This is a genomic window from Streptomyces sp. NPDC006544 (assembly GCF_040611715.1).
GTDB lineage: Bacteria > Actinomycetota > Actinomycetes > Streptomycetales > Streptomycetaceae > Streptomyces.
Genome location: NZ_JBEXOV010000011.1, coordinates 97,451 through 109,562, shown reverse-complemented (window position 1 = coordinate 109,562; position 12,112 = coordinate 97,451). Strand labels below are relative to the sequence as shown.

At 73.3% G+C, this 12,112-nt stretch carries 8 protein-coding genes; 3 read left to right on the top strand and 5 right to left on the bottom strand.

The window, feature by feature from the left end:
- Positions 1-244: 244 nt before the first annotated feature.
- Together ABZY44_RS08300 and ABZY44_RS08295 are read right to left on the bottom strand one after the other, a co-directional pair.
- A complete protein-coding gene (locus tag ABZY44_RS08300; RefSeq protein WP_356651198.1) occupies positions 245-2,815 on the bottom strand; it encodes an FtsX-like permease family protein in 2,571 nt (856 codons plus the stop codon).
- Positions 2,812-3,600 (bottom strand): ABC transporter ATP-binding protein, encoded by a 789-nt coding sequence (locus ABZY44_RS08295; protein ID WP_356651196.1) that lies wholly within the window; start codon positions 3,598-3,600, stop codon positions 2,812-2,814. The genes ABZY44_RS08300 and ABZY44_RS08295 overlap by 4 nt, the downstream gene beginning before the upstream one ends.
- Before the next feature lie 335 nt (positions 3,601-3,935).
- On the opposite strand from ABZY44_RS08295, the gene ABZY44_RS08290 reads away from it, so the two are divergent.
- Positions 3,936-5,594: an MFS transporter gene (locus tag ABZY44_RS08290; RefSeq protein ID WP_356651194.1), complete on the top strand. Its 1,659-nt coding sequence runs from the start codon at positions 3,936-3,938 to the stop codon at positions 5,592-5,594.
- A gap of 97 nt (positions 5,595-5,691) precedes the next feature.
- Positions 5,692-6,552: a hypothetical protein gene (locus ABZY44_RS08285; protein WP_356651192.1), complete on the top strand. Its 861-nt coding sequence runs from the start codon at positions 5,692-5,694 to the stop codon at positions 6,550-6,552.
- A 21-nt stretch (positions 6,553-6,573) separates the two neighbouring features.
- Here the strand turns inward: ABZY44_RS08285 and ABZY44_RS08280 are convergent, their stop codons facing one another.
- The 3 genes from ABZY44_RS08280 to ABZY44_RS08270 all read right to left on the bottom strand — a co-directional run bounded on the left by ABZY44_RS08280 (position 6,574) and on the right by ABZY44_RS08270 (position 11,179).
- Positions 6,574-7,446, bottom strand: a complete 873-nt coding sequence (locus ABZY44_RS08280; RefSeq protein WP_356651190.1) for a DivIVA domain-containing protein — start codon at positions 7,444-7,446, stop codon at positions 6,574-6,576.
- A 147-nt stretch (positions 7,447-7,593) separates the two neighbouring features.
- Positions 7,594-10,155, bottom strand: a complete 2,562-nt coding sequence (locus ABZY44_RS08275; protein WP_356651188.1) for an SUKH-4 family immunity protein — start codon at positions 10,153-10,155, stop codon at positions 7,594-7,596.
- A gap of 7 nt (positions 10,156-10,162) precedes the next feature.
- Positions 10,163-11,179, bottom strand: a complete 1,017-nt coding sequence (locus ABZY44_RS08270; RefSeq protein ID WP_356651186.1) for an SMI1/KNR4 family protein — start codon at positions 11,177-11,179, stop codon at positions 10,163-10,165.
- 464 nt (positions 11,180-11,643) lie between these two features.
- Here ABZY44_RS08270 and ABZY44_RS08265 point away from each other — a divergent pair, with 464 nt between their 5' ends.
- On the top strand, positions 11,644-12,108 hold the full coding sequence (locus tag ABZY44_RS08265; protein ID WP_356651234.1) for a YwqJ-related putative deaminase: 465 nt from the start codon (positions 11,644-11,646) through the stop codon (positions 12,106-12,108).
- Positions 12,109-12,112: the final 4 nt, after the last annotated feature.

The following is a 12,112-nucleotide window of genomic DNA, read 5'->3' as shown; positions in this document are numbered from 1 at the left end:
GCAACGCGAAGGACCCGACACGTCGAACGGGCCGGGGGTTCCCACCCTACGACGCGGGACCGTCAGTCGCGCGAGGATCGTCGCCGCGCCCGGGCCCGGACCGCGGAACCGGCGCTCCCCGCGCGGGACGCGTTGCGTCACGCTCCGCGCCGCCGTCGTCCGGGGCGTGGGGACGACCGCAGCCCCGCCCCACCCGTTCGGGTGGAGCGGGGCCGGGTCTTCCCCCGTACGACCGCGCTGGCGACTACTCGCTGGCGATCGCGTTCAGGATGTTCATCCGGCCCGCCCGGAAGGCCGGGAAGAGCGCGGCGAGCAGGCCGACCAGGGCGGAGCCGGCGAAGACTCCGAGGATCGTCGGCCACGGGATCTCCAGCACCTTCATGCCGGCCAGGGCCAGGAGCTGGTGGGTGGTGGCGCCCCACACCATGCCCAGACCGAGGCCCAGCAGGGCTCCGAAGAGGGCGATGACCACCGACTCCAGGCGGATCATGCGGCGCAGCTGGCGGCGGGAGAGGCCGATGGCGCGCATCAGGCCGATCTCGCGGGTCCGCTCGACCACCGAGAGGGCCAGGGTGTTCACGACGCCCAGGATCGCGACGATGATCGCGAGCGCGAGGAGTGCGTAGACCACGTTCAGCAGCTGGCCGACCTGGTCCTTCAGGGCCTGCTTGTAGTCGGTCTGGTTGAGCACCTGGTACTGCGGGTACTCCGCCAGCGCCGCCTTGACCGCCTTGTACGCGGTGGTCTCCTGGCCGTCCTTCGCCGAGGCCAGCAGCATGAAGGGCCTGGGCAGCTTGTCGGCCGGCACGTTCGCCTCGGCGACGGCGGTGCTGGTGTACTTCATGCCCCGGTCGAGGCCGCCCCCGTCGCTGGTGATCGCCGCGACCTTGAGCTTGACGGTGTTGCCGCCGGTGAAGGCGACCGTCAGTTCGTCACCCAGCTTCACGTGGTGCTTGTCCGCGTACTCCGAGCCGACCGACATCGCGTTCGGGCCGTAGGCCGCCGCGTGCTCGCCGGCGGTCATCTTGCGCCGGACGTCCTTGGCGTACGTGGGGTCCTGGGCGCCGAGGCCGTCCTTCTCGGTGGTGCCGTCGGGGGCGGTGATCTTGACGTCCAGTTCCCGGTACGCCGTGACGTGGTCCAGGCCCTGGGTCTTGCGCAGCGCCTCTTCGGCCTGCGGTACGACCGGCTGGGTCTGGGACTGAACGATGTAGTCCGCGCCGACCGTCTTGTCGAGCTCGTCGGTGGCGGAGGCCACCATCGAGGAGCCGACCACCGACAGACAGGCGACCAGCGCGAGGCCGATCATCAGCGCGGCGGCGGTGGCGCCGGTGCGGCGCGGGTTGCGCAGCGCGTTGCGCTCGGCGAGCCGGCCGACGGACCCGAAGGGCCGGAGCACCGGGGCGGACAGCGCCTTCACCACGACTCCGGCGAGCATGGGGCCGATCACGATGAAGCCGATCAAGGTGAACAGGACGCCCATGGCCAGCCACAGGGATCCGGTGCCCGCCTTGTCGGCCGTCGCGGCGAGGTAGAGGCCCGCGCCGCCGATGCCCGTGAGGACCAGGCCGACGGCGGCACGGATCCGCCCGGCCTTCTTGTCGCCGGGGGTACCGACCTCGCGCAGGGCCGCCATCGGCGAGACCTTGCCGGCCCGACGGGCCGGTATGTAGGCGGAGACGACCGTGACGACGACGCCGAGGACGATGCCGGCGACCGGGGTGGTCCAGGCGATCGTCAGATCGTCCGTGGACAGGCTCATGCCCATCTGGCCCATGAGCTTCATCAGGCCGACGGCCAGTCCGATCCCCGCGCCGACCCCGAGGGCCGATCCGACGGCACCGAGCAGGAAGGCCTCGACCACGACGGACTTGAGCACCTGGCCGCTCTCGGCCCCGATGGCGCGCATCAGGCCGATCTCACGGGTGCGCTGGGCGACCAGCATCGAGAAGGTGTTGAAGATCAGGAAGATGCCCACGAGGAAGGCGATCGCGGCGAAGCCGAGCATCACCCACTTCATGATGTCCAGGAAGGACATGTCCTTGCGGTTGGCGTCCGCGGCTTCCTTCGCGGTCTGCAGCTTGTAGGTGTCCGCGCCGACGGCGGAGGCGACGTTCTGCTTGAGCTGCGCGTCGCTCACCCCGTCCTTGGCGGTGACGTTGAGGTGCGTGAAGACGTCCGGGGCGCCGAGCAGCTTCTGCTGCGCGGTGGCCGTGTCGAAGTAGACGACGGTGGCGCCCGGGTTGGTGACGGTGAAGGCGGCGATACCGGTGATCTTGGAGCGGATGTCACCGGTGACCGCGATGGTGCGCAGGTCGTCGCCGAGCTTGAGGTGGTGCTTCTTCGCGGTGTCGCCGTCGATCATCACCTCGGTGGGGCCGCGTGGGGCCTGACCCTCGATGATCTTCATCGACTTCAGTTCGTTCTCGGTCCAGTTGCCGGCGAAGGTCGGTGCGCCGGTGGTCGATCCGAGGTTCTCGTTCTTGGAGTTGACGACCGTCACGGCCATCGAGGCGACGCCGCCCTCGACGGCCTTGACGCCCTCGGCCTTCTTCACCTGCTCGACGACCGAACCGGCCAGCGACTCGGGCTTGCCGGTGTCGGAGCCCTCCTCGCCGCCCTCGGCCTTCTTCGGGCTGAGCGTCACATCGGAGTTCGTGACCGCGAACAGCTTGTCGAACGTCGTGTTCATGGTGTCGGTGAACACCAGGGTGCCGCAGACGAACGCGACGGACAGCATGACGGCGACGGCGGACAGCGCCATCCGCCCCTTGTGCGCGACGAAGTTGCGCCGCGCGGTCTTCATGACGGTCATGAGGTCCGCCCGCGCGCGTCGAAGTCCTTCATGCGGTCGAGCACGCCGTCCGCGGTCGGGTTCAGCATCTCGTCGACGATGCGGCCGTCGGCCAGGAAGATGACGCGGTCCGCGTAGGAGGCGGCGACCGGGTCGTGGGTGACCATGACGATGGTCTGGCCGAGGTCGTCCACCGAGCGGCGCAGGAAGCCCAGTACCTCGGCGCCGGCCCGGGAATCGAGGTTTCCGGTCGGCTCGTCACCGAAGATGATCTGCGGGCGGGAGGCCAGGGCGCGGGCGACGGCCACGCGCTGCTGCTGACCGCCCGAGAGCTCCGTCGGCCGGTGCTTGAGGCGGCCCGCCAGGCCCACCGTCTCCACGACCTGGTTCAGCCACTGCGTATCGGGCTTGCGGCCCGCGATGTCCATGGGGAGCGTGATGTTCTCCAGGGCGTTGAGCGTCGGCAGCAGGTTGAAGGCCTGGAAGATGAAGCCGATCCGGTCCCGGCGCAGCTGCGTCAGCTTCTTGTCCTTCAGGCCGGTGATCTCCGTCTCGTCCAGGAAGATCTGGCCGCTGGTCACCGTGTCCAGTCCGGCCAGGCAGTGCATCAGCGTGGACTTGCCGGAGCCGGAGGGCCCCATGATCGCGGTGAACTGGCCTCGCTGGATGTCCACGTCCACCGAGTCGAGGGCGGTGACGCGCGTCTCGCCGGAGCCGTAGGCCTTGACGACCTGCCGCGCCCGCGCCGCGACGGCTGCATGCCCTCCAGTGCCCCCGTGCCTGGTTTCGGTCATAGCCGTTGTCACGGTGTTTCCCCTCGTTCGTTCCGTACGGGCCGCGTGGTCCGCAGGGTGTGCTTCTCGAAGTCTTCCGGCCGGGGGGCTCTGGCGCGCTGGTGCCAGGCGCCGTATCCATAAGGGTGCTAGCCCTACCCCCGAACTCCCCGTCCTGTAGTAACCAGTTAAGGACCCCGGGCGCCGGACTTCCTCCTCCGCCGGGACGAAGCGTCCCTGGATCCTTGTGAGGAGCAACCCCTAGGGGATCTCAGCCGTGGGGACGAGGCGCTCTGGGGGGACACCACCCCGGCGCGCACCGGTGAGAAGGTGTCCGCGCAGGTACGCAGGGGTGGAAGGGACATTTCATGAGCTCAGGGGAAAGCACGGGCGCGAGTACCGAAGGCGAGGCCGGAGGCACACCCTCCGCCGCAGCGGGGACCGGAGCCGAGGCCGGGACGGGAGCCGGGGCCAGGACGGGAGCCGGGGCCAGGGCGGGAGCCGGGGCGAAGGGCCCCGGCGCCCGGACGCCCGCGCGGCCCCGTACCGCCGTCGTCGCCGCGCTCATGCTGACGATGGGACTCGTCGCCCTCGACGGCGCCATCGTCTCCACGGCGGTCCCGCAGATCGTCGGCGACCTCGGCGGCTTCGCCGTCTTCTCCTGGATCTTCTCCGGCTACATCCTCGCCGGAACCGTCACCCTGCCCGTCTACGGCAAGCTCTCCGACACCTACGGCCGCAAGCCCGTCCTGCTCCTCGGCATCAGCCTCTTCCTCCTCGGCTCCCTGCTCTGCGCGGCCGCCTGGAACATGGCCGCCCTCGTCGCCTTCCGGATCCTCCAGGGCCTGGGCGGCGGCGCACTGCAAGGCACCGTCCAGACGCTGGCCGCCGACCTCTACCCGCTGGGTGAACGCCCCCGCATCCAGGCCCGGATGTCCGCGGTGTGGGCCACCTCCGCACTGGCGGGCCCCGCGCTCGGCGGCCTGATCGCCTCGTACACCGACTGGCGCTGGATCTTCCTGCTCAACCTGCCGCTGGCCGCCGCCGCCCTGTGGATCATCACGCGCCACCTGGTCGAGCCCGTCCGGCCGCCGGCCCGCCGCCGGGGCCCCGTCGACTGGGCGGGCGCGCTCGGCGTCTTCGCCTGCGGCGGGCTGCTGCTCTTCGCGCTCGTCCAGGGCGGGGTCGCCTGGCCCTGGCTGTCCGCGCCCTCGCTCGGGCTGCTGGGCGCGAGCGCCGCGCTCGGGGCCCTGGTCGTCCGCATCGAACGCCGGGCGGCGGACCCGATCCTCCCGGGCTGGGTGTGGCGCCGGCGCACCATCGCCGCCGTCAACCTCGCCATGGCCGGGCTCGGCCTGCTGATGGTCGCCCCGATGGTCTTCATGCCGACGTACGCCCAGACCGTGCTCGGCCTCGGCCCCACCAGCGCCGGGCTGGTCACCTCCGCGATGACCCTGAGCTGGCCCGTCAGCGCCGCCCTCGCCCAGCACGTCTACCGGCGCGTCGGCTTCCGCAACACCGCCGCCACCGGGGTCGCGCTGGCCGCCGTGATCCTCTTCTCCTTCACCCTGCTCCCCTACCCCGCCTCCCCCTGGCAGCCCGCACTGATCATGTTCCTGCTCGGCGGGGCCCTCGGCCTCTTCCAGCTCCCGCTGATCGTCGGCGTCCAGTCCACGGTGGGATGGGCGGAGCGCGGGACCACGACGGCCTCGGTCCTGTTCTGCCGCCAGGTCGGCCAGAGCATCGGAGCGGCGCTGCTGGGGGCCGTCGCCAACGCCACCCTCGCCGGACGGCTGGCCGACGCCCCCGTGCCGGGGCTCCCGGAGCACCTGGGGGACGTGTCCGAGGCCCTGGCCGCGCCGGGGCTCCTCCCGGCCGCCGCCGCCGAGTACCTGCGGCGCGCGGTGGCCGCTGCCGGGGACCACATCTTCCTCGGCGCGACGGTCGCGGCGGCCGCCTCGGCGCTGGTGCTGCTCCTGATGGCCCCCCGGAGGTTCCCGGTGCTGCCGGAGCAGCGCGGGGAGTAGGGACGACGGGACGACGGGACGACGGGAGCACGAAGACGGTTGTCATGATCCGGCTGGGTGCGTCACGCTCTACGGAGACCGACTTCCCGGGGGACCCATGCTTTCCGCGCTCTTCGCACTCGCCTTACTCGCCGCCCTGGCCGGCCCGATCGTCCTGCGGCTCGTCCGCCATCCCGGCTTCGTCACCGGCCGCGACGGCCGCCTGTCCACCTCCATCACCCTGGCCCTGGCCTGGACCGTGATCCTGCTCTGGCTCCTCTGCGCCACGCTCGTCTACGGGCTCACCGCGGGCGGCGGAGCCGACTGGTTCCAGCGCTCCGACGGCCCGCTGTCCTCCCTGACGACCGTCTACCTGCCCCTGCTCGGCGGCCCGTACGCCGCCCTCATCGCCGCGAAGGCGGTGGTCGGCCTGCGGGTGGAGCACGGTTCCATGGCCAAACCCGCGCCGAAGGGCACGCGTCGGCGTCCGCTGCACGACCTGATCTCCAACGACAGCGGGCGCACCGACCTGGTCGACCTCCAGTACGTCGCCCTCAGCGCGGTCACCATGCTGTACGTGGTGGCGTTCTTCGTCTCCGACGTGGGCGGCGGACTCCCCAGGCTGCCCTCGGAGATGTGGGCGCTGACAGGGGCCCCGGCGGGCGCGTACCTCGTGAACAAGATGGCGACGCGGGCGAATCCCGTGATCACGCAGGTGTCCGCGACGGCGGACGGCGTACTGACGGTGGAGGGCGGGGGGTTCGGGGACGATCCCCGGATCGAGGTGGACGGGACGGTGCTGCCGACCGAGGCCACGGTGGCGGGGACGCTCGTGGCCGCGCTCCCGGCTCCGCGGGCGGCCGCGGTGCCCCCGGTACCCGCGGCGGCCCCGGCGAAGCCCGCGACGGCCGGGTTCACCGTGGTCGTCACCAACCGGGGGCTGCGCAGCGACCCGTCCCGGTGCGCGCCCCCGTCCTGACCCACCGCTGCGCGGGGCGGGTCAGCCCTCCGCGGGGGCGCGGCCCGTCAGGGACGCCAGGCTGGAGCGGACGTGGTTCATGTGCGCCCGCATCTCTTCCTGCGCCTCCTCGTGCTCCCGCAGGATCCGCTCCGTCTCCCGGCCGACCCGCTCCTCCAGCACCCGCGCCTGCGCGATCAGCTCCCCGCCCCTGGCCTCCGCGTCCTCCTGCCCGTGGCGCGCGGCCTCCTCCGCCTCCGCGAGCCCCCGCTTCGCCTCGGCCAGGCGCGAAGCCGCGTGCCGCTCCTGTTCCGCGTGCCAGGTCTCCAGCTCCGCCTCCCGCGCCGCCAGCTCCCGCTCGGACGCGTCCCAGCGCTCCGCGTGTTCCTGCTCGCGCTCCGCGAGCAGCGCGTCCGCCCGGCGCCGCGTCTCCGCCAGCACCGCCTGCGCGTCCGCCCGCCACGCCGCGGCGTCGTCCCGTGCCTCCGCCCGCGCCTCGTCCGCCTCGCGGGCCGCCCGCGCCAGGCCCTGCCGGGCCCGCACCTCGGTCTGGTCGCGGACCGCGTCCGCGTCCGTGCGCGCCAGGTCCGCCACCCGTTCGGCGTGCGCCTCGGCCGCGCCCGCCGCCGCCAGCGCGTCCGCGTGCGCGTCGAGCGCCACGCTCCGTGCTTCCTCCTCGGCGAGCCGCAGGATCCGCCGGGCCCGCTCGCCGAGGTCCTCGTACGTCTGCGGCACCAGCCCGGAGACCGCCACCCGCAGCCGCTCCGCCTCCGCGTCCATCTGCTTGGCCAGCACGGTCAGCCTGGCCACCCGCTCCCAGGCCTCGTCCCGGCTCCCCGACAGCCGGGCGAGGTACCGGTCCACCTCTTCCATCCGGTAGCCGCGGCCGCGCACGGTCGTAAAGGGTGCACTCATCCTGAAGCGCCTCTCTCGCGGGGATTCCCGTCAAGGATGCGTCATTTGCTCCCAGAAGCCCGAATGGCCGGGCCGTGACCCTGTTCGAGGGTCACGACCCGGCCATCCATATCCGCCGGGAACCGGTCGGGCCGGTTCACGGAACGGTCAGAGCAGACCGTCCCACATCTGCTCGAGCAGCACCGACCACCAGTTCTCCGCGGACGCGAGCGCCGCGCTGTCCAGCCCCGCCAGATTCGTCTGGAAATCGGTGGTCCAGCGGCCCGCCTGTTCCGGCGTCAGGTGCTGGCGCAGCCGCCACATGTGACCCAGCATCGCCAGCGACCGCACGAACTGCGGCAGCGAGGAGTTCACGAACTGCGGCGGCACCGGCCCGCCGTCCGGACCGGCCTCCACCGGCACCGCCACTATGTGCGCGGTCCCGTACTGCACGCACAGCGCCTTGCCGAAGTCGCTGCCCACCACCAGGTAGGAACCCGCGTCCGACGCCGGCTGCACCTGCCGCTGAGCCGCCAGCTCGGCGAGCGTCGGCAGCGGGGCACCCGGTACGGCCTGCGCCCAGAAGAACGGCCCGAAGTCGACCGGGAGGCCCGACCACATCAGCGTCTGCGCCACGATCTCCGGCACGCCCTGCCGGGACACCGCGCGCTGGTCGAAGCGGAACACGCCCTGCGGCCCGAACGCCCCCGCCAGTTCCTGCGCGATCGCGTCCAGCGGGATCGCCGGCTGCAACGGCACCTGCGGCAGCGGCGCGCGGACCGGCGCGGGGCGCGCCGGGCCGTCCGCCACCTGGTGCAGCTCGCCCTGATGGGTCAGCAGGTGTCGCATGCCCTGCTGCCGGCCCGCGTGGTCCGTCCCGTACGGAGCCACGCTCGTGATCCGGACCTGGGGCCAGGTCTCCCGGATCATGCGGGCGCAGTAGCCGCCGGGCAGCTCGCAGGAGGCCAGTTCGGTGTGCAGCTCCAGCACCTGCTGCGGAGGCACGTTCATCGCGCGCAGCTCGTACAGGATCTGCCACTCCGGGTGCGGGGTGCCGGGCGCGGAGCGGCGGATGAGCTGCTGCTCGGAACCGTCGGGCGCGCGGTAGCGCAGCACGGCCTGGTAGCCGGGGCCGACCGTGGGCAGCCCCGACGGGGGCGCGGCCTGCTGCGGCGCGGGCGGCATCGGGGCCTGCGGCGCGGGACCGGGAGGGCCGGGGGGCTGGGGTACGCCGGGACCCGCGAGCATCGTCGCGGCATGGTGCGCACCGGCTCCGGGTACACCAGGAGCGCCAGGAGCCCCGGGCGGGCCGGGGGCGGCGGGCGGCTGACCGGTCACGGCCGGACCCGCCAGCATCGTCGCGGCATGGTCCAGCCCACCGCCGGGCACCCCGGGAGCACGAGGAGCACCGGGAGCACCGGGAGGGCCGGGAGGCTGGGGTACGCCGGGACTCGCCAGCATCGTCGCGGCATGGTGCGCACCGGCTCCGGGTACACCAGGAGCGCCGGGAGCGCCGGGAGCGCCGGGAGCGCCGGGAGCCCCGGGAGCCCCGGGAGCGCCAGGAGCCCCGGGCGGGCCGGGAGCCGCGGGCGGCTGACCGGTCACGGCCGGACCCGCCAGCATCGTCGCGGCATGGTCCAGCCCACCGCCGGGCACCCCGGGAGCGCCCGGCGCACCAGGAGCACCGGGAGGACCCGGAGGCGCCGGCTGCTGCGGGCCACCGGGGCTCGCCAGCATCGTCGCGGCGTACGAGGGCTGCTCGGCCCCGCCGCCGGGCGCACCGGGCGGCCCCGGAGGCGTCACGGGCGCGGCGGCCCGGTTGATCCGGGCCTTGCTCGTGGGTGCGTCGGCGATGTCACCGGAAGCAGGGGCCCCACCGGGAACCGAAGCGGAAGGGGAAGGGGAAGGGGAAGGGGAAGGGGAAGGGGAAGCAGCCCCCGCCGCAGGCCGCGGTCCGGGCCCGCCCGGCCCCGCGTTCACGTCCAGTGCGGGCGCGACGGCCGTCTTCGGCAGCTCGCTGCCCCTCGGCATCAGCGTCGTCCTGGCCTCCGGGCCCGTCCCGGAGGACGACGGGGCGTCCTCCGCGTCCGAGCCGGACAGCGGCGGCGCGAACACCGTCGCCGGCAGCGGCACGGACACGGAGTCCGCACCGTTCACGTCCGTCCCGGCCCAGGGCGTGGCGCCGGCCGGCACCCCGTCGTTGGCGGTCGGTTCGTACGGAACCTCGCCCCCGCGCCGCAGCGGCACCGGCACGGGCTCCGCCTCCGCAGCGGCCGGCGCGCCGGAGGCGGCCGGCACCGCCGGAGCGGCGGGAGCCGCGGGAGGAGCGGGAGCAGCGGAAGCGGCCGGGGCCGGCGGGATCCCCGCCCGGTCCGCCGCCTCCTGCAGCCACTCCGGCGGGCTGAGCATGAAAGAGGTCTGCTCCGAGTCGATCCTCGGCACCGGAACCGAGGCCTCGGCCTGCGCGGCCGACGCCCCGTACTCCTCCTCGTAGCGGCGGATCACCTCACCCACCGGCAGACCGGGCCAGAGCGTCACCTCCCCGCTGTCCCGCGCGATGACCAGCCGCTGCCGGCCGCCGCCCGACACGGGTCCCGCCGGGCGGTCCTCCGCCCACAGCACGAAGCCGAGCCCGAACTCCCGTACGCGCACCTCGCGGTGCTGGTACCCGGGCACGTCCCCGTTGATCCATTCCTCGGCGCGCTCCTGCGCCTGCGCAAACGTCACCATCGTGCCGTCACCCCTCCACCGGCGCGGAGGAATCCGCCGCCGAAGCCGGACCCGCCACGGGAACCGAGCGTGCGAATCCGCCGTCCACCATCAGACCGGCAACCGTTTCCAACTCCGGGGGATTGCCCGCCAGTCGCTCCAGGAAGGCGTCGAAATCCGTACCGCACGGCAGCAGCAACCGCTCCACCCGCTCCTGCACCGACCAGCCGTCGCGGTCGCGCGCATCGTCGTAGGGGGAGAACCACACCGAACCGGCCGCCTCGCCCCGCACCTTCACCGCGAGGAGCCCGCCCTGCACGAAGGCCACGCACAGGTAGTCCTTCGTCAGGTGGTCCCGCAGGCACTTGTTGGCGTAGACGAGGTCGTTGACCGCCGCCTCCTCGCGCACGGTGAAGAACGGCTGGTCCACCAGCAGGCCGAGCTCGACGTCCAGCCCGGCGCCGATGGGCGCGCAGCCGCCCGCCGCCTTCAGGAACGAGCGGTACGCCTCCGGAAGCCGGTAGCCGAGGTCCTCCTCGACGCCCTGCACCTGCTGCTCGGACACCGAGACCAGCGTCTTGGGCAGCCCCAGGTGTACCGGGCGCACCTCCTGCAGGGGCCTGGTCCCGCGCTTCTCGTGGTCCACCGCCACCGTCGTCAGCCCCGCGTGGTGCCGGAGCAGCGCCTTCACCTCGACCGGAACCAGCTCCATCCGGCGCGAACCGGACACGTGGTGCCAGGTCCAGCCGTGCGGCGTCGCCACCGGGCCGACCGTGTCCCACAGTTCGTGGCCGGTCGCCCGCATCGCGGCGTTGGCGGACACGAAGTCCGTCAGACGCAGCTCGTCCACGCCGAAGCCCTCCGGGGGCTCGGCGATGTCCACCGCAGCGCGCGCGTACGGAGCGAAGTCGGGATGCCCGTTCGCGCCGATGCGGACCCCGTGGGGATGGCGCGCGGCCCGGACGGGGTCCGGGAAATGCACGACCTGCCCCGAGTAAGCGGCGTTGGGTGGCGCGGCCTGCTGCCCGAGCCGACCTGTCGTCATGGCGGTAGCCCCCTGCTGGATCTGGCTGGTTCACCACAGCCTAAGTGCTGCGGCAAGGGCCTCACCCGCACGCGGGCGGGCCGCCCGCACGACAGCCGGGAAGATCCGAATTGATACGAATATTCGACCCCGCTTCCACATCGCAGAGGACATTTGACAGGCTGTCCCCACAGCACGGGGGCGTGCGCGACAGCGGTCACCGCCGCGGCCACGGGAGGGAAAGCGCAACCATGCAGAACACGGCAACACGCACGGAACCGGCGGACGCCGGCTCAGAACGCCCGGGATTCCCGGGGCCCCCGGGGCCTCCGGGGCCCCCGGTACTCCCGCGAACCGACGCCGCGGCGGCCACGGCCGCCCACCCGGGAACCGCCGCGCACCCCGGAACCGGCGCCCCGGCGCAAGCGGGCGACCCGCAGACCGTCCCGGGCCAGAGCCACGCCGCGGGACCCGGCGACCCCCGCCTGCGCTGGAGCAGCGACGACGGCCGTCCCGCCGTCCCCACGCTCCGCTTCCGCCGCGACGGCATCCTCCCCACCGTGGCCGCCGCCCTCTCCGTCCGCGGCGAGACCCTCACCGGCACCGCGGGCAAGGCCGACCTGCCCCCCGTCCTGCACGCCCTCGTCCAGGACTTCCTGGACACCCTCACCAGCGGCCAGCGCGAACGCTTCACCGGGCGTTGTCCCGAGGCGATCCTGCTCTCCCGCCACCTGACCACCGTCGAGGGGGCCCGCAGCAAGCGCGCCTCGCGCAAACCGCTCACGCCGAGCGAGGCCCGCCGCTCCCTCAAGCACGCCAAGATCACCGCCCGTCGCATCCGCGAGGACGGCGACCCGCTCCACGGCAGCTACGCACCCCCCTGCCGCTCCTGCGAGGCCCTCCTCGCCCACTTCGGCGTACGCCCCGTCGACCTCACCCACCCCGAGTAGTCAC